The following is a 15273-nucleotide window of genomic DNA, read 5'->3' on the forward strand; positions in this document are numbered from 1 at the left end:
GGCTCAGCCCCTGACCTCAATCAGAGGAACCGCCGCCATCCGACCGGCTTCAAAACTCTCCAGCGTGGTCTCGATCCGGTCGCTGTCGAACCGCACCGGCGTGTCGAAGTGAAACCCCGCCGTCAGCGCCACGCCCGCACCCGGCGCGCTGTTCAGCGTCACCTGCCCGGTCGCCACATCGATGGCGAACCCGGTCGTCTCCGTCCCGTTTAGCGCCACCCGCACCGATCCCGCGACCGGCTTGGTTATGGGCCGCTCGACATCGCCGTATCGCTTGATCAACTGAAACGCCTTTCGCGCCCCGTCGCCCGCGCCCAGCGTCTGGTCCGTCGGCGCCGCTACGCCGCCCGGCCTGCAGGATTTGAAATCCGCAAAATCCTTGAACCGGAACCCGTGCAGCCGCCCACGTCGCGCCTCGAAGAAGGCGGTCAGCTCCGCCATGTCGTCCAGCGACCTCAGGTTCGCCCCGATCAGATACCGCCTGCGCCCCAGCGCCCAGGGCGTCGAACGCCGCTCGTGCCCCGACGCCAGGGTCGCAATCTGGGTCCTGCGCTCGACCCCGCCGGTCGATCCGAACGCCAGCCGCGCGGGCAGGCGCACTTCATGAAATGCAGTCATCTTCACCATTTCCATTACGCCGTCGTGCGGCTGGACACAGACAGGCTGCGGGCGCCCCGTTTCGACCGACGGCCCCTGCGACATCTTGTTCAAAATGCGCCCGTCGTTCATGCTGCGGGTACGGCGACCCCCAGCCGTTCTAGTTTTCAGGAGCGACACGTTTGCGTGGCGAAATTCTCAGTTATGATTCCATCTCCGGCGCCGGGCTGATCAGCGGCGACGACGGTGCGCGCTACAGCTTCACGTCCGAGGCCCTGAAATCCCCTGCTGTCCCCGCTGCAGGCGTCCGCGTGGACTTCGTGCCTGAAGGCGAGATCGCCACCCAGATCCTGATCCTGGCCGGCGCTCCCACCTCGACCGGCGTGGCAGGCGTTGCGCCCATTCCCGCCGGCACGGGCTTTGATTTCAAATACGCCCTGCTCCAGTTTGACGGCCGCCTGCGCCGCTCGCATTTCTGGATCGGCGTGCTGATCATCTTCGGCATCAACGTCGTGCTGGGCTGGATCCCGCTGATCGGCTTCGTGGCGTCTCTGGCCACCATCTGGGCCAATGTCGCCATTTCGGTGAAGCGCCTGCATGACATGGGCAAGAGCGGCTGGTTCGTGCTCGCCCCCTACGCCATCGGGCTGGTGCTCAGCATCGTCGGCGGCATCATCTTCTTCGGTGGAATCATGGCCAGCGGCATGTCCGAAAGCTATATCGAGAACAATCCCGCGGCCGTCCTGGGTCTGATGGGTCCGGCATTCGGCCTGTTCGCCCTGGCCGGTCTGGTCGGTTTGGCCTTCCTGCTGTGGATCGGCCTGGTCGACAGCCAGCCGGGCGAGAACCGCTACGGCCCCAACCCCAAGGGCCTCTAAGCCTCTTCAGCGCCGCCTCGTGAAAACGGGGCGGCGTTTCTACATCCGGCGCGCACCCAGACTGACGGCCCGCGCCAGCATCTGCGCCACCTGCGCCTCTGACCGCAGCAGGGCCGGAACCCCGCCGTCCACCGACACATTGACCGTCACGCCCGCACCGCCGCCGACCGGTTCGATGGCCCCGCCTGACGCTGGACGAAACACCTCCGGCCCGCGCTCTCCGACCAGATAGGCGCCGCCGCCCAACACCGGCCCGCCCTCCGCCCGCGCCCCGCCGAAACTGCTCATCGCCGCCTGGATCGCGCCGCTCAAGCCGCCCTTGGCGCCCGCCGCCGCATTGACCGCGTTCAGCACCGCCCGCGCCAGTTCCGACAGCGACACCTCTCCGTCTGACGCCGCCCGCGCCAGCGACCGGGCCAGGCTGTTTCCCGCCCGTCCGAACGCCGTCTCGATGGCGTCGGCGGCGTTCTCCGCCGGGGCCTTCAGCGCCTCCAGCGCCGCTGCGGCCTCCGCCGTCTTCTGCGCCACATCGTCCATGCGCCGGATTTCATCCGCCATCGGGCCAGTCCTCCATCATTTGCTTCAAGGCCTGCCGCCCCATGGGTGTCGTCCCGCCTAGCGCCTCGTTCAGCATCCGCCATTCCTTCAGCGACAGCCGCCAGAAGGCGTCCGGCGTCACGCCGATCTGGGCGGCGATCCGCAGCATCGCGCCCCACGGCGTCACAGCGTGCAGGGTCACGCAGCCGCCGCCGCGAAACCCAGGGCCACAGCCTGAGCCGCTTCGCGTAAATCAATCATTGATTCACCCAGCTGACCCGCCGCCTGCCCCTCGCCGCCCCCGCGCAGCAGGGCCGCCAGAACGATCAGCAGATCACACGCTGACAGCGCCTTCATCCGCTCCGCCACAGCCGCCAGACCGGCGACGCCCAGGCCCGTCTCGATCTCCGCCAGCGCCCCCAGCGTCAGGCAGACCCGGCGCTGTTCACCGCCCAGCAAGACCATCACTTCGCCCCGCGCGCCATTCGCCGTCCCCATCAGATCACGCTGAACCCAATGGCGCCCGCGCTGGCCAGGCTCAGGGCGAAGGTCGCCTCGCCCTCATGTTCCCCTGCGTATTCCAGCGCCGCCACCAGGAACGGCCCCTCCAGCACGCCGAAGTCCGGCACCACCAGCCGCCAGCGTTTCGCCGCCTGATCAAAGAAGGCCTCGCGCACCAGGGCGTCCGACGCCGCGTCGCGGAATATGCCCTGCCCCGACACCGCCGCCGACTTCACGCCCGCCCCCGCCAGCAGTTCGCGCCACCGCCCGGCGCTGTCGCCGTCGGTCACATCGACTGTCTTCGCGTTCAGCGAAATGGTCCGCGCCCGCAGTCCCGCCACCGTCGTGAACACGCCCGGAGACGCCTCTGGCGCGCCCTCGATCTTCAGCAAGACATCCTTGCCCGCCTGTGTCGCCATCAGTTCTCTCCCGTTTCTTCCGTCACGGCTCTCAGCCGCATCACCGCCCAGGTCCGCCGTCCGTCGCCCGCGCGAAACACTTCGCTGGCGGTCACGCGCAGCGACACCGTCCGCACCCCGTCCGCCTCCAGACGGCCTTCATGCAGACAGGCGCGCACCGCCGCCGCGACCGCCTTGGCCTCTTCCGTTCCCGCGAACCGCGACACGCCGGTCAGGGTAAGGGTCTGTTCGACCCCGCATCCGTCCGCCGCCACCGGACGGCTGTCGCAACGCCCGATGACCAGATGCGGCAGGTCCGCATCCTCCGGCGCCTGATCCCAGATCCGTCCGCCCAGCAGCGCATCCGTCGCCGCATCCGCCTTCAGCGCCGCCAGCATCGCCTTCTGCAGCGCGTTTTCATGATTGATCATCGCGTCCGCTCCAGTCCCAGCTTCGTCCGACCGGGCCGCAGGTCTTCGACCGTCAGCACGGTCCAGTCCGCCCCGCCGAACCTCAGCACCCGCCCGACGGCCAGACGCGGATCGTTCCGCGCTTCCGCCGTCAGGCTCTCGGTCACGCGCCTCTGATCGCCGTCGCCGCGTTCGCCCCGTCTGCGCGCCCCGCACTTCAGCCAGGTCGAGCCGACCGTCTCGAACGTCACGCTGCGCCCGCCATAAGGCGTCTCGGCCTCCACCACCCGATACAGCCCGGCCAGCACCCTCACAGCCGCACCACGCGGTAAGGCGCCAGCCAGGCCTCGACCGGTGCCATCGCCATCTCCGGCTCGCCCCGCTCATAGGCCCTCAACGCCAGCATCAGGATCGCCAGCCGCAGCGGCGCGGGCGAGGTCGACGTCAGGCTCAGCCCCACATCCCCCTCCACCCGCGCCTTGGCCGCCTCGATCAGCGTCTGGATCAGACCGTCCTCGGCCTCATGCTCGACGCGCAAAAACAGCTTCGCCTCCGCCAGCGTCACCGGTGCGGCCATGGAAATCTCGCTTTGCTCGATAGTGGCGAGTGGCGTGTGACGAGCGACGAGCATCGCCCTAATCAATGCCGCACATCGCCGGTTGGTCATCGAACGAATGGGCGAGCGGCTCTCGCCACTCGCCACTCGCTGCTCATCACTGCCGCCGTCAGGCGGCCGCGAACTTCATCACCTTGATGGCGTCAAAGTTCTGCACCCCGCCGCCCACGCGCTTGGTCGTGTAGAACAGCACATAGGGCTTGGCCGAATAGGGGTCGCGCAGCACCCGCACCCCGGCCCGATCCACGATCAGATAGCCGCGCTGGAAATCGCCGAACGCGATCGACAGGCTGTTGGCCGCCACATCCGGCATGGTCTCGATCTCGGTGACCGGATAACCCAGCAGGGACGCCGTCTCGCCCAGCCGCGTCGCCGGCTGCCAGATATAGTTGCCGTCCGCGTCCTTGAACTTGCGCACGCTGGACACCGTCTTGCGGTTCATCACGAAACGGCCGTTCGGACGGTACTGGGCCTTGGGCGCATAGATCAGGTCGATCAGCTTGTCCGCCGGGCTGGTCGTCGCGAAACCGCCCGCCGCGCCCGAGGCGACATAGCCGATCTGACCCCAGGTCTGACCCACGTCCGCCACCGTCGCATAGCTCAGGAAGCCGCGCGGCTTGTTGGTCCCGTCCCCGTTGACGAAGGCCTGGGTCTCCTGGGCCGCGAAGGCGTCTTCGACCTCTGCGGCCAGCCATTCGTCCAGGTCCACCATGGCGTCGTCCAGCAGGGCCTGGGTCGCCGCCGGATTGGCGTACAGATCCGCCGACGGGAACTCCAGCAGGGCCAGGGTCGCCGGGTCCGTCTCAGGGCGCGCGGCCGTCTCCGCCACCCAGCCCGAGGCCACGCCCGCCGTCGAGACCGGCTTTCTGAACACGCCCGCCGCCACCGTGCGGACCGTGGCGATCTCACGCATCGGCGACGCCGCCATCAGGCGACGCTCGATGGCCCGCTCCGTCTCATACGGCACGACATAACCGCCCGAGGTTGCGCCGCTGGACAGGCCCGCCTTGATCTCCAGACCGTGTGCCAATTGAGGGGACTGCCCCGTCTTCAGATAGCCGTCCCACGCCGCCTTGGCCTCCGGCGCCGCCGCCGGTTCAATGGGTTCGCCGCCGATGAGCGGACGACGGTTCTGGCTCATCACCCGGTCCAGCCGCGACTGGGCCGCCGCCACCGCCTGATCGATGCGCGCCACCTTCTCCTCCAGCAGCGTATCCGCCGCGGCCTTCTTCTCGATCTCGCCCAGACGGGCGTCATTCGCCCCTTTGAACGCCTCGAACGCGGCCATCATCTCATGCATGGCGGCGCGCGCTTCCGGCGAGGCGGAAGCCTGTTTGGTCTCTTTCATGATGTCTCCGGTTGAAGAACCGCAGTTTGCGGTTAGGGTCGGGGCGTGACCCGCACGTCCCCGAAATTGTTGAACGCGCTTCGGCGTTCCTGGCTGTTCACGCTGTTCTGGGGCCTGCTGCCGCTAGGGATGCTGACCGTGTTCGCCCTCGCCACAAACTCGCAGTTCATCACTCTCGACGAGGAAAACTGGCTGCTGAAGCTGCTTCCATTCGTTCCCGCCCTGATCGCCTTCCTCATCGGCTGGCTGCAATGGCCCGCACAACGCGCACGCAACCGCGCCCTGCCGGTTCTACATCGCTTGCAGATGTCGGATCGGCCCGATCCCGTGCCGGTCGGCCAGTTTCTGCGCATCGACGAACAACCGCCCATCGAAAGCCTGCCGCCATTCCTACAGTCGCTTGTCGTCAACTGGGGCGGGCCGGTTCCCCGCCTGATTTCTGTCCTGATCGACGTACTGTTCCTGTTGGCGATCGGATCGCTGGTGTTCATATCCACGATCACAGACCCGCTGGGGCGGCTGTCTCAGTGGCTGAACCGCCCCCTGCCTCTGACCTACTGGCCGGTCTTCTTCACTCTGATGGGCGTGGTGGTCCTGATCGGCCGCTGGCTTTCACTGCGACGGATGCACGATCATTACGTCACAACGGCCAGGGAAACCGGCCGCCATCCCTTTCCCTCTACGCGTTGATCTATTGATGGCCCACCTGACGCCCCTCGAAAGCGCCGTCCTGGACGCCATGGTCTGGCAGATGGGCGACAGCGTGCCGGATCTGGCGGCCCAGATCGCGTCGGGCTCGGTCGGTCTGCGCCGCAACACGGGCGCGGGCCTGTACGCCCAGTTCACCGCCGATCCGAACCGTCGTGCGGACAATCCCGACGCCACCGGCCTGTTCGGCACGGTCCATGTCATGGTCGGCGACCTGCCCGATCCCGTCGGTTTCCAGATCGAACTGCGGCAAGGTCGGCTGACGGCCCTGCACGGGCAAAGCTACAGCCAGGACACGCGCGGCATCGACTTCGCCACCGTTCCCTTCGGTGATGTCTTCATCGTGGATGAACAGGGCCGGTCCGTCCTTCACCATCCCGCCCGACGCGCGCCGGAACCAGCCGTCGCCAAACCGAAACGCCAAACCCCGCCCGCGTCCCAACCCACGCCCCAACCCCAGCCTCATTCAAGGCCTCAGGACCGGCCGCACGCCGTCGCCTCCGAGCCCGCGCCCCACACCGCCACACCCCCTGGCCTTGCAGAAATGCTGGCGGGCCTGTCGGACCCGTCGGCTTCGGCGGCGGGGCGGCTGGCCCTGGTCTATCTGGGCGCCTACGGCCTGGCGTTCGTCTTCATCCTGTTCGCCAGGCTGGCGCTGCACACCGGCTGGTTCTTCGCCCTGATCGTCGCCTTCTGGATCCTGCGCTTCATCCATATGCCCAAGGGACGCGTGATGATGGCCAACCTCGCGGACACCCTGAACCGCCAGGGCATCTTCACGACCATAAAGTCACGCTGATCATGCGCAGGGATCGACCGCCGCTGGACAGGTCGGTTAATCCCGCCGACACTGACGTGCGATGAACAAACTTGGCGGTTCTTTTCTGTTCGCCTCAGCAGCGGCCTCCGTTGCTCTGGCGTGCGGCGTCGGCGATGCTCTGGCCCAGAATGCCAGTTGCTATGACGCCGAAGTCTCCGCACGCATCGTCTCGCAAACACCAACCGCGCTCCCGGATTGCGAGGATGGCTGCATCATTATCAGTTGGCCGTGGATCGTCGATCTGGATGTCAGCCGGGTTCACTCGGGGGACGTCCCCCGTGGACGCCTGACTGTTCTGGCGGTTCTGCATACGTATTACCGCCGCGACCTTGGCTCACGCCGCTGGAAACTGCGCCGCAACGATCTGGGCGGCTTCAATCTGCTGCGAGGCGCAGAAGAGATCAGGGTTCGATGCGCCGACGACCAACCACCTGCGACCGCCTATATCAAGCCGCCTGTCGGTCAGACGCTCGAAGACCTCCGCCGCGTGGGCCGCGAGCTCTACGACCGCGGCAACTGAAACCGCGCGCCCGGCAGCATCGGAAACGTCACCAGCGACACCTCCCACAGGTCCACTTCGCTCAGCACCCGCAGCCGTCCCTGGCGCCGCGACCGTGCGGTGCGATAGCCGATGGACAGACCGTCCATTGCGCCTGCCCGGCTAAGGGCGGCGGCGAAGCGGGCCTCGGCGGACCAGTCCTCGATCCGGCCGCGCACGAACAGGCCGCGTTCGTCCTCAACGATGTCCTGCCAGACCCCGACCACGGTGCGGGCGTCATGCTGGCTCAGCATCCGCACCCCTTGCGCGCCCGTCCGCGCCAGACTGTCGGCGAAGGCGCCCGCCTGCACCACGTCCCCGTTCAGATCCGCCACGCCCCACAGGGAGGCGTAGCCTTCGATATTTAGTGGCGAGTGACGCGTGGCGAGTGACGGGCGACCAGTTACTCCCGCCGCTCTGATTTCATCTTCACCACTCGTCCTTCGCTGCTCGCTGCTCATCTCGCGCCCTCCAATCGCCGCTCGATCCGCTCCACAGCCGCCGCCGTCGCCTCGCCCTGCGTCTCCAGCCGCGCCAGCCGCTCGGCGACCAGCCTCTGCTCCCCGACCCGCTGCTCCAGCGTCGCAATCCGCGCAGCCGCGCCTCCGGCCCAGACCAGTCCGCCCACCGTCTGCACAACCACCGCTATCAGCAGCGCCGTTGGCACGCGCCGGATGTGATGTTCCGTCATTATCGCCTCCCTTGAAGCGGCCAGGAAGAGTGGCGCGACGAGGCGACCGCGTCGCCTTCACCCATCATCTTCTCGCCACTGACCACTCGTCACTCGTCACTCAACGCCCCAGCCCCGCCATCTGGCGCCGCTCGTCCTCAGTCAGGAAGCTGGCCGCCTCCAGCCGCGCCCACAGGGCGTCGCGTTCGGGCTGCAGCGCGGGCACAGCGTCCAGATCGGCCCGGATCTCGCAATCGGCGAACCGCTCGCCCAGCCAGCCCGTCATCGCCCCCGCCGCCTTCCTGACCAGCGGGATCACCGTCTGGCGCCAGAAGGCCGCATTGGCCTCGCGATAGTTGGCGTAGGTCGAATCTCCCGGCGCCCCCAGCAGCTGCGGCGGAACCCCGAAAGCCAGGGCGATCTCGCGCGCCGCCGCGTGTTTGCCGGCGACAAAATCCATCTCGGCGGGCGTCAGGCTCAGCGGTTTCCAGTCCATGCCGCCTTCCAGCAGGATCGGCCGCCCGGCGTTGGCCGCGCCGGAGTAAACGCCTGAAAGTTGGTCCTTCAGCGCCTCGAACTGGCTGTCGGTCAGCCGCTCTCCGTCCCGCGCGCCGTAAACCAGCGCCCCGCTGGGCCGCGCCGCATTGTCCAGCAGGGCCTTGTTCCAGGTGCCCGCCGCATTGTGCGCGTCCACACCCTGCGCCGCCGCCTCCAGCGGCGACAGCCCGTACCAGTCGTCCAGCGGGTGCCACAGCTTCAGATGCATCACCGGCGCCCATCCGTCAGCCGCCCGCGCAATCCGCACCGCGCGACCATCGACTGAATAGTCCCACGCCTCGGGCCAGCCCGACCGGCCCGGAACCACCTTCACCCGGTCGGACCTCAGCGCCCACAACTCGTCCGGCGCCCCATCCCCGTCCGCGTCGCCGGTCGCCTCGACATAGGCGTTGCCCGACACCTGCAGCGCGCCATAGACCGCCTCCATCAGCTCAGCCCCCGACTGTTCGGGGTTGGGCCGACGCATCAGCCTGGCCAGCGGATGGCTGTCGTCGCGCACCCCGCGGACGAACACCACAAAGGGCGCGGCGGCGGCGGCCTCGGCGATCATGCGGATGCAGCGATAGGCCACCGCATTCTTCTGATAGCCTTCGCGCGCCAGGCTGGCGTAGTCGTTTGGCGTCCACCGCGCCCGTCCCACGCTGGAAAAGGCGACCACCGCCCCGGCCCGGCTCTCCTTGACCTCGGGCGCAGAAGCCTGCGCCGATCGGCCGAACGGCCATCGGATCGAAACCATCAAAATCTCCTGAAATTTCTGTCCCTTCTCCCTGTGGGAGAAGGTGGCCCGCAGGGCCGGATGAGGGTTCGTCTGCGCCCCAGATTCCTACGCGACCGGGCGACGAAGCCTCGCATCAAGCGGCGCAGGTGCATTTCCGCTCATCAGCCTCAGCAGCGGCGTCTCGACCCACAGATGCACCACCGCGCCCGCCGCCAGACTGGCGATGATCGTCAACACCACCACCGCATCGCCCGGCGCGCTGATCCCCGTCATTTCAAATGCCCGCCCCAGCGCCCGGATCACCAGCACATGGACCAGATAGACGGCGTAGGAGGCGTCTCCCATGAAGATCAGGCGCCGCCGCCACGACCCCGGCGCCTGATACATCCGCTCCATCCGCACCAGACCCAGCACCAGCAGGCCGCTGGGCAGCCCCCAGACAGCCGCCCGCATCAGGCCGGTCCACGGATCATTCAGCGCCGCCTCGCCGCTGACGCCGCCGTATCCGAACACCAGCCCCAGTCCGAACCCCGCCAGCGCCAGCCCCACGGCCCACACGCCCGCCCGTCGGGGCAACCGCCGCCAGATCAAGGCGACGCCGACGCCCAGCAGGAACTCCAGCACAATCGGCGCCCCGACAAACCTCAACACCGGCGACGCCAGAACCAGACCCGCCGCCATCATCGCCAGATAGGCCCCGACCAGCGCCCATCCCACCCGGCGTCCGCCGACGATGGCCAACCCGAACGCGGCGTAGAACAGCATCTCGAAACACAGGCTCCATCCCGGCCCCAGGGCGGGAAACGTCATGCTCAGTCCGCTGAACGGCCAGAACAGAAAGGTCGCGGTCGCCACCTCGGGGCTCAGCGTCCCGCCCCGCGCCATCCCGATCAGGATCGGCAGGGACAACAGCCAGTAGATCGGCGCCACCCTTCGGAACCGCCGCCACAGGAAGCCCCCGCCAGCCGCCAGTCCCGCCTGGCCGCGCGTCGTCGTCGCAATGATAAAGCCGCTGATCACGAAGAAGATGTCGACGCCCACGGCGCCGAAATTCTCCAGCCCCCCGCCCGCCAGAACCGTCTCCAGCCCCAGCCGCGTCACCGCCAGATCGACCGAATGGGCCGTGACGACCAGACCCGCCGCCACGAAGCGCAACACCTGGATGTTGTCGTACCGTCCCCCCATGCGTCACGGCTAACACCTGACGCGATCCAGACTCAACCTCAGATCATCACCCGCGCCTTTACGGCCTCCGCGATCCGCGCCTGGCCCGCCGCATTGGGATGGACGGCGTCGAACATCAGGCCGGGGGCGAAGCCGCCTCCGAACAGGGGCGCCCCGTCGATCGGCGCCGCCAGCCCCTTCGCCGTCGCCACCTCCGTCACCGCCGCTGCGATGGCCTGCTGCGCCGGATAGGCCGCCTTGCCCTGCGCGGGATCGGACGGCGCACCTGTCATCAGCAGCACATCGCCGCTCACCAGCGCCCGATCGACCAACAGTCCCAGCTGCGTCTTGTAGGCGGCGGGCGTCGTCGCATTGTTCCAGTCGTTGATGGTCAGGCAGATCACCGTCAGGTCCGCGCCCGCCGTCGGCAGACCGCCATAGGCGCGGTAAACCTGATCCGTCGTCGTCCAGTCCGCGACCCTGGAGCCGCCCCAGCCCGCGTTGATCACCTGCACCCGCCGCAGTTCGGATTTCCACGCCACCCCGCCCGCGATGAAGATTCCACCGCCTGACCGTCGCCGCAGAGAGATCGGCCCCGTCGTCTCGGGGAAACTGATCGTATGCCGCTCCAGCGCGGGCGGCTTCATCGTGTCGATGATCCCGCGCTCCACGCCGTCCGTCTCGACCGCGATCACGCCCAGCAGGGTGTTGCACACGGCATAGACGTCGAACCGGTCCACCGGACCGTCCGGCTGAAAGCTCCAGACATCGGCTCCCCAGTCGGGGGTCGAAAACAGCTTGCCCCCCAGACTGGTCAGGGTGGTGACGCTCCACCCGCTGCCCAGACTGACGCGCGGGTCATAGGCGCCATAGCCGCCGGTCGCCAGATCACCCGCCCCCGCGCCTACCACCGACGCCGACGACGCAGGCAGTCCCCCGGCCTGCATCAGGTCCGCCAGCCGCCGGGGCCAGGCGGCGGCGCGCCCGTCCGGCGTCCATCCGCCGGATACGGCGCCGAACCCCTGGGCCACGCTGTCGCCGATGACCAGCAGCCGGGCGTCCCTCTGTCCCGCCAGCATGGCCCGAACCGCCGCCGACCAGCGGGGCAGATCGGGCTTGTCGAACACCGGCCGGGCGGGCGCCAGCGCACCGCCCGGCGCCGCCGCCCGCATATTGACCGGCAGGCTCAATCGAACACCGCCACGATCTGGGCCGCCGTGGTGCCGGTCGCCAGCACCCGGCGCACCTGCACCGGCAGCCAGCCGACCGGATGGTTGGCGAAGGTCACGGCCTCTGCATCCTGCGCGCCCGTCGGCAGCACGCGCACATTGCCCGCCGCCCCGACATAAAGCGCCTTGGCGTAGTTCGGCAGGTCCGACGCATCACTGGGCGTCACCGTCGCCGCGCGTCGGGCCGGGCCGCTCGCGTCCCGCCCATGGCTCAGCAATCCGTCCCGTTCGGGAATGGCCGGCATATCGTCTCTCCTGGTCAAAAATCCTGGACGGCGGACAGCGCTAAAGCGCCCTCATCCTTGGTCCCGCCTTGCGCGCCTGCAACATCAGCCGCGTGATCGCCCACACCAGGGCGTCGGCGCGGTCAGGCGATTTTCCGCCTTCGCATCCCAGCCCCAGCATCTCTTCCTCCAGCGCCGGGAAGTCCCCGCAGTGGACCACCCGCCCCTGTTCGTACAGCAGGGCCACCGGCTCGGCCCGCGCCGCCTTGGAGCGTGAGGCGTGAACCAGTTTCACCGGCGCCGGACATCCCGCCTGCACCAGAACCGTGCGCACCATCTCCCCGCCTTGGTTGGCCTCCGCCGTCACCTCGTGGGCGCCGAACGCCTCGACCGCCGCCGTGACGGCCCCCGCCCATCCGCCCGGCGACAGGCCCTGCACGGTCCGGTCCGCCAGAACAAAGGCCCGTTCCTCGCGCCGTGCGGCCACCACGATGCCGCACGCGTCGCCGCTCGCCGTGGCGGACGGGTCGACCGCCACCACCACCCGGTCCAGCTCCGCAGGCCGCGCGCCCCGCGCCCGCTTCAGATCCTCGACGCGGAACAGGGCGCCCTCGCCCTCGACCACCAGCCCCTCCAGCTCCTGCGCCTCCAGACGCGTTCCGCCGTACAGCGCCTTCAGATGGGCCAGAAAGCCGGGCGACAGGTTCTGCGCGTTCGCCTGCGTCCCCGCCCGGTCCGTCACCGTCCCGTCCTCGGCCATCAGCTTTCTCAGCGCCGGGATCGGGCGGGGCGTCGTCGTCACCGTCAGACGCGGCTCCAGCCCCAGCCTCAGCCCGAACCTCAGGTTCGCCAGCACCGCCTCGGGGTTCCGCCAGGCGCAGAACTCGTCGGCCCAGGCATAAGTGGAACTGCGGCCCGCGCAGGCTGTCGGGGTCTTCGGCCGAAAACGCATAGGCCGCCGATCCGCTCTCGGGCCAGACCAGCCTGCGCCGCCCCGCCTCCCAACGCGGCCGCTCGCCCGCGGGCGTCAGGCTTTTCAACCCCGACACCCCCTCCACCATCACCTCGCGCACATCATGCAGCGCCGGTGCGATCAGGGCGAAGTTGCGTTTCTCCTGCCGCGCCAGGGCGTCGATCCAGACGGCCCCGGCGAAGGTCTTGCCCGAACCGCGCCCGCCCAGCAGCAGCCAGGTGCGCCAGTCGTCGTCCTGCGGCTCAATCTGGTGTTTGGCGATCTGGCAGCGGCGCATTTCCCGCCTTAGCTCGCGCCCGCTCAGCAGCCTCGGCTCGCTTCTCTTCCAGAATGCGGTCGAGGCGTTCGTGGTGGGCGCACAGTTCGGCGCGCAGTCGTTCGTCCTCTTCGGGATCGAAGTGTTCACCGCCCATCTCATCCTCTTCAGTTTTGCGTTCAGGGCGGGACTTCAGCGCGTCCACCGCCTTGGCCGCCCGCGCGATCACGCCTGCGGCCCGCGCCAGCTTCTCGGCCTCGGCGACGGTCGTCGGGGTCGGCGTTTCGCACACCGCCTGAACCGCTTCCTCGACCTTGGCTGTCAGTCGTTCCCGGACGTGATCCAGCCACCCGGCGCCTGCGCCCCCGGCCCCCGTCTCTTCCCCATTTCCCGCCATGCACAAACCATAGCGCACCAGCGTCCTCAGGCGCGCAGATCGCCTCGAGAAACTGCCAAGTCCATGATCTTTAAGGATTCAGACCAGCGTCATTGCGCGCGCTGGCCCGAAAAACCCGTCAGCCGCGCTCCAGCGACCATTCCGGCGCCTCGAAATCCAGCGCGTCTTCCGGCTGGGCCAGCGCCAGCTCCGAGATCGTCTGTCCGCGGATCGACACGCCCGCCGTGTGCACCGTCTCGCGGCTGCCCGAGATCAGGTGATGCCACGCCGCCAGCGGCCGCCCCTCATGCAGCCGGCGATAGGCGCACGACTTGGGCATCCACCCCAGCTGCTCGATATTGTTCGGCGTCAGCTTGATGCAGTCCGGCACCTGGGCGTTCCGGTTCGCATAGTCGGAACAGCTGCAGGCCTGCGGGTCGAACAGCTTGCAGTGCACCCGCGTCGGCACGACCTCGCCCGTGTCCTCGTCCTCGAACCGGATCAGGCAGCACAGGCCGCACCCGTCGCACAGGTCCTCCCACTCACGCGGGGACATTTCGGCCAGGGTCTTGGTCTGCCAGTAGGGCTGCATGGCGCGCCTCATACGCGCCGATCCACCCAATGTCGCCCCCTCACTCGTCAGCGGCGACCCAGGATCAGTGCGACACGGCCTTGGAGAACAGGTTGATCACCACCACCCCGCCGACAATCATCGTCAGGCCGATGACGGCGGGCAGGTCCAGCCTCTGCTTGAACAGCACCAGCCCGATCACCGAGATCGCCACCACGCCCAGACCGCTCCAGATCGCATAGGCGATCCCCACCGGCATCTGTTTCAGCGCGATCGACAACAGGTAAAACGCCAGCCCGTAGCAGAGCGCCATCCCCGCGGTCGGCCACAGCCGGGTAAACTGCTGGCTCTGGTTCAGCAGGGTCGTCCCCACCACTTCCAGCGCAATGGCGCCCGACAGGGCCGCCCATGTGACGGGGCTCACAGGTCGTTCGCCGTCAGCATCTGGCCGGGCGTCAACAGCATCAGCAGCGCCTGCCTCTGCTCCTGCGACACCGGGTGGGTGCCGAACAGGTCAGACATCCACAACCCGTCCGCAATCAGCCGCAGCAGCAGGGCGTCGTCCGCCCCCACCGGATCGGCGGGGTCGTCGCGCCGGATCCGCTCGATCCACCTGTTCCAGCGTTGCGACAGCGACGGGTCGATGGCGCAGGCGGCCAGAACCACCCGGCCGATGCTGACATCCTGGGGCGTCACCGGCTCGTTCACCACCGAGCGCAGATAGGCCCGCGCATTGCGGCCATACGGCTCCGGGTCGCGCCGCGCCTCGGCCAGAACGGCGTCGCTGTGCATCTGCCCCAGATGGTCGATCATGCCTTCCAGCAGGGCCTTTTTGGTCGGGAAATGATGCAGAACCGCGCCCTTGCTGACCGTGGTTCGCGCCGCCACCGCGTCCAGGGTGAAGCCGCTCGCCCCCAGCTCAGCCGCCACCTCCAGCGCCTTGTCCAGGATTTCAGTTCTGGTCGTGTCGGGCGCCCGGCGGCGTGTCGTCGTGTCCATTTCGGCCACATACCGTCTGGACGGTAACATATCAACAGCCCCGATTATTCCGCATCTCCAGCCTAACTCCCGACCCTTGCCGACGTTCCGCTGCGCCGCCTGACGCCTTTCCGGTGGAAACTGCGCCCCACAACCCTTAGATCGCAGTCATTCCTTCCCTTCCGCCCCGCCCTGCGCGCGGCCC

The 15273-nt window shown here is 68.3% G+C and carries 24 protein-coding genes and 1 pseudogene; 4 read left to right on the plus strand and 21 right to left on the minus strand.

Going from position 1 to position 15273, the window contains the following annotated elements; all coding sequences use genetic code 11:
* Positions 1 to 3: 3 nt before the first annotated feature.
* Complete coding sequence (locus KWG56_RS10380) at positions 4 to 618, minus strand: DUF2460 domain-containing protein (protein WP_219354700.1); 615 nt, start codon at positions 616 to 618, stop codon at positions 4 to 6.
* 161 nt (positions 619 to 779) lie between these two features.
* Here KWG56_RS10380 and KWG56_RS10385 point away from each other — a divergent pair, with 161 nt between their 5' ends.
* Positions 780 to 1475, plus strand: a complete 696-nt coding sequence (locus KWG56_RS10385) for a DUF805 domain-containing protein (protein ID WP_219354701.1) — start codon at positions 780 to 782, stop codon at positions 1473 to 1475.
* A gap of 39 nt (positions 1476 to 1514) precedes the next feature.
* On the opposite strand, the gene KWG56_RS10390 is transcribed toward KWG56_RS10385, so the two are convergent.
* From KWG56_RS10390 to KWG56_RS10425, 8 genes are all read right to left on the minus strand, one after another.
* Positions 1515 to 2033, minus strand: a complete 519-nt coding sequence (locus KWG56_RS10390) for a phage tail tape measure C-terminal domain-containing protein (protein WP_219354702.1) — start codon at positions 2031 to 2033, stop codon at positions 1515 to 1517.
* On the minus strand, positions 2023 to 2214 hold the full coding sequence (locus KWG56_RS10395; RefSeq protein WP_244999465.1) for a phage tail assembly chaperone: 192 nt from the start codon (positions 2212 to 2214) through the stop codon (positions 2023 to 2025). The genes KWG56_RS10390 and KWG56_RS10395 overlap by 11 nt, the downstream gene beginning before the upstream one ends.
* Positions 2211 to 2510 carry a GTA-gp10 family protein gene (locus KWG56_RS10400; RefSeq protein WP_219354703.1) on the minus strand — a complete coding sequence of 100 codons (300 nt, stop codon included), beginning with the start codon at positions 2508 to 2510 and terminating at the stop codon, positions 2211 to 2213. Before KWG56_RS10400 ends, KWG56_RS10395 begins: the two co-directional genes overlap by 4 nt.
* Positions 2510 to 2932 carry a phage major tail protein, TP901-1 family gene (locus KWG56_RS10405; RefSeq protein WP_219354704.1) on the minus strand — a complete coding sequence of 141 codons (423 nt, stop codon included), beginning with the start codon at positions 2930 to 2932 and terminating at the stop codon, positions 2510 to 2512. The genes KWG56_RS10400 and KWG56_RS10405 overlap by 1 nt, the downstream gene beginning before the upstream one ends.
* Entirely contained in the window at positions 2932 to 3342 is a 411-nt protein-coding gene (locus KWG56_RS10410) for a DUF3168 domain-containing protein (protein ID WP_244999466.1), read from the minus strand. The genes KWG56_RS10405 and KWG56_RS10410 overlap by 1 nt, the downstream gene beginning before the upstream one ends.
* Entirely contained in the window at positions 3339 to 3635 is a 297-nt protein-coding gene (locus tag KWG56_RS10415; RefSeq protein WP_219354705.1) for a phage head-tail adapter protein, read from the minus strand. The genes KWG56_RS10410 and KWG56_RS10415 overlap by 4 nt, the downstream gene beginning before the upstream one ends.
* Positions 3632 to 3898 carry a head-tail connector protein gene (locus KWG56_RS10420; protein ID WP_219354706.1) on the minus strand — a complete coding sequence of 89 codons (267 nt, stop codon included), beginning with the start codon at positions 3896 to 3898 and terminating at the stop codon, positions 3632 to 3634. Before KWG56_RS10420 ends, KWG56_RS10415 begins: the two co-directional genes overlap by 4 nt.
* Before the next feature lie 148 nt (positions 3899 to 4046).
* A complete protein-coding gene (locus KWG56_RS10425) occupies positions 4047 to 5285 on the minus strand; it encodes a phage major capsid protein (RefSeq protein ID WP_219354707.1) in 1239 nt (412 codons plus the stop codon).
* A gap of 45 nt (positions 5286 to 5330) precedes the next feature.
* On the opposite strand from KWG56_RS10425, the gene KWG56_RS10430 reads away from it, so the two are divergent.
* The 3 genes from KWG56_RS10430 (at position 5331) to KWG56_RS10440 (ending at position 7333) form a co-directional block, all read left to right on the plus strand.
* Positions 5331 to 5975: a hypothetical protein gene (locus KWG56_RS10430; protein ID WP_219354708.1), complete on the plus strand. Its 645-nt coding sequence runs from the start codon at positions 5331 to 5333 to the stop codon at positions 5973 to 5975.
* Positions 5976 to 5982: 7 nt separating this feature from the next.
* Complete coding sequence (locus KWG56_RS10435; protein ID WP_219354709.1) at positions 5983 to 6792, plus strand: hypothetical protein; 810 nt, start codon at positions 5983 to 5985, stop codon at positions 6790 to 6792.
* A gap of 61 nt (positions 6793 to 6853) precedes the next feature.
* A complete protein-coding gene (locus tag KWG56_RS10440; protein ID WP_219354710.1) occupies positions 6854 to 7333 on the plus strand; it encodes a hypothetical protein in 480 nt (159 codons plus the stop codon).
* On the opposite strand, the gene KWG56_RS10445 is transcribed toward KWG56_RS10440, so the two are convergent.
* The 12 genes and pseudogenes from KWG56_RS10445 to KWG56_RS10495 all read right to left on the minus strand — a co-directional run bounded on the left by KWG56_RS10445 (position 7315) and on the right by KWG56_RS10495 (position 15089).
* On the minus strand, positions 7315 to 7773 hold the full coding sequence (locus KWG56_RS10445; RefSeq protein ID WP_244999741.1) for an HK97 family phage prohead protease: 459 nt from the start codon (positions 7771 to 7773) through the stop codon (positions 7315 to 7317). The genes KWG56_RS10440 and KWG56_RS10445 overlap by 19 nt on opposite strands.
* Before the next feature lie 35 nt (positions 7774 to 7808).
* A complete protein-coding gene (locus KWG56_RS10450; RefSeq protein WP_201096762.1) occupies positions 7809 to 8042 on the minus strand; it encodes a hypothetical protein in 234 nt (77 codons plus the stop codon).
* 100 nt (positions 8043 to 8142) lie between these two features.
* Positions 8143 to 9315: a phage portal protein gene (locus KWG56_RS10455; RefSeq protein WP_219354712.1), complete on the minus strand. Its 1173-nt coding sequence runs from the start codon at positions 9313 to 9315 to the stop codon at positions 8143 to 8145.
* Between the two features lie 87 nt (positions 9316 to 9402).
* Positions 9403 to 10482 (minus strand): acyltransferase family protein, encoded by a 1080-nt coding sequence (locus KWG56_RS10460; RefSeq protein ID WP_219354713.1) that lies wholly within the window; start codon positions 10480 to 10482, stop codon positions 9403 to 9405.
* 38 nt (positions 10483 to 10520) lie between these two features.
* Positions 10521 to 11651, minus strand: coding sequence for an SGNH/GDSL hydrolase family protein (locus KWG56_RS10465; RefSeq protein WP_219354714.1), 1131 nt, complete (start codon positions 11649 to 11651; stop codon positions 10521 to 10523).
* Entirely contained in the window at positions 11648 to 11935 is a 288-nt protein-coding gene (locus KWG56_RS10470) for a spike base protein, RCAP_Rcc01079 family (RefSeq protein WP_219354715.1), read from the minus strand. Before KWG56_RS10470 ends, KWG56_RS10465 begins: the two co-directional genes overlap by 4 nt.
* A gap of 40 nt (positions 11936 to 11975) precedes the next feature.
* Positions 11976 to 12866 (minus strand): phage terminase large subunit family protein, encoded by an 891-nt coding sequence (locus tag KWG56_RS10475; protein WP_244999467.1) that lies wholly within the window; start codon positions 12864 to 12866, stop codon positions 11976 to 11978.
* A 7-nt stretch (positions 12867 to 12873) separates the two neighbouring features.
* Positions 12874 to 13164: pseudogene (locus KWG56_RS18790) on the minus strand (terminase large subunit domain-containing protein); the annotation flags it as partial.
* Entirely contained in the window at positions 13130 to 13558 is a 429-nt protein-coding gene (locus KWG56_RS10480; protein ID WP_219373661.1) for a hypothetical protein, read from the minus strand. The pseudogene KWG56_RS18790 and the gene KWG56_RS10480, both read right to left, overlap by 35 nt.
* 100 nt (positions 13559 to 13658) lie before the next feature.
* Positions 13659 to 14111: a YcgN family cysteine cluster protein gene (locus tag KWG56_RS10485; RefSeq protein ID WP_201096749.1), complete on the minus strand. Its 453-nt coding sequence runs from the start codon at positions 14109 to 14111 to the stop codon at positions 13659 to 13661.
* Positions 14112 to 14175: 64 nt separating this feature from the next.
* Positions 14176 to 14514: a DMT family transporter gene (locus KWG56_RS10490; protein ID WP_219354716.1), complete on the minus strand. Its 339-nt coding sequence runs from the start codon at positions 14512 to 14514 to the stop codon at positions 14176 to 14178.
* Entirely contained in the window at positions 14511 to 15089 is a 579-nt protein-coding gene (locus KWG56_RS10495) for a TetR/AcrR family transcriptional regulator (RefSeq protein ID WP_201096745.1), read from the minus strand. The genes KWG56_RS10490 and KWG56_RS10495 overlap by 4 nt, the downstream gene beginning before the upstream one ends.
* Positions 15090 to 15273 lie beyond the last annotated feature (184 nt).

It is taken from the genome of Brevundimonas nasdae, from assembly GCF_019395145.1.
Taxonomy (GTDB): Bacteria; Pseudomonadota; Alphaproteobacteria; order Caulobacterales; family Caulobacteraceae; genus Brevundimonas; species Brevundimonas nasdae.

Bases quoted from the DNA above. Each gene is read 5' to 3' on its own strand.
- KWG56_RS10380 (WP_219354700.1), bottom strand. From the start codon at position 618: ATGACTGCATTTCATGAAGTGCGCCTGCCCGCGCGGCTGGCGTTCGGA.
- KWG56_RS10390 (WP_219354702.1), bottom strand. From the start codon at position 2,033: ATGGCGGATGAAATCCGGCGCATGGACGATGTGGCGCAGAAGACGGCG.
- KWG56_RS10400 (WP_219354703.1), bottom strand. From the start codon at position 2,510: ATGGGGACGGCGAATGGCGCGCGGGGCGAAGTGATGGTCTTGCTGGGC.
- KWG56_RS10405 (WP_219354704.1), bottom strand. From the start codon at position 2,932: ATGGCGACACAGGCGGGCAAGGATGTCTTGCTGAAGATCGAGGGCGCG.
- KWG56_RS10410 (WP_244999466.1), bottom strand. From the start codon at position 3,342: ATGATCAATCATGAAAACGCGCTGCAGAAGGCGATGCTGGCGGCGCTG.
- KWG56_RS10420 (WP_219354706.1), bottom strand. From the start codon at position 3,898: ATGGCCGCACCGGTGACGCTGGCGGAGGCGAAGCTGTTTTTGCGCGTC.
- KWG56_RS10425 (WP_219354707.1), bottom strand. From the start codon at position 5,285: ATGAAAGAGACCAAACAGGCTTCCGCCTCGCCGGAAGCGCGCGCCGCC.
- KWG56_RS10435 (WP_219354709.1), top strand. From the start codon at position 5,983: ATGGCCCACCTGACGCCCCTCGAAAGCGCCGTCCTGGACGCCATGGTC.
- KWG56_RS10440 (WP_219354710.1), top strand. From the start codon at position 6,854: ATGAACAAACTTGGCGGTTCTTTTCTGTTCGCCTCAGCAGCGGCCTCC.
- KWG56_RS10450 (WP_201096762.1), bottom strand. From the start codon at position 8,042: ATGACGGAACATCACATCCGGCGCGTGCCAACGGCGCTGCTGATAGCG.
- KWG56_RS10455 (WP_219354712.1), bottom strand. From the start codon at position 9,315: ATGGTTTCGATCCGATGGCCGTTCGGCCGATCGGCGCAGGCTTCTGCG.
- KWG56_RS10460 (WP_219354713.1), bottom strand. From the start codon at position 10,482: ATGGGGGGACGGTACGACAACATCCAGGTGTTGCGCTTCGTGGCGGCG.
- KWG56_RS10470 (WP_219354715.1), bottom strand. From the start codon at position 11,935: ATGCCGGCCATTCCCGAACGGGACGGATTGCTGAGCCATGGGCGGGAC.
- KWG56_RS10475 (WP_244999467.1), bottom strand. From the start codon at position 12,866: ATGCGTTTTCGGCCGAAGACCCCGACAGCCTGCGCGGGCCGCAGTTCC.
- KWG56_RS10485 (WP_201096749.1), bottom strand. From the start codon at position 14,111: ATGCAGCCCTACTGGCAGACCAAGACCCTGGCCGAAATGTCCCCGCGT.
- KWG56_RS10495 (WP_201096745.1), bottom strand. From the start codon at position 15,089: ATGGACACGACGACACGCCGCCGGGCGCCCGACACGACCAGAACTGAA.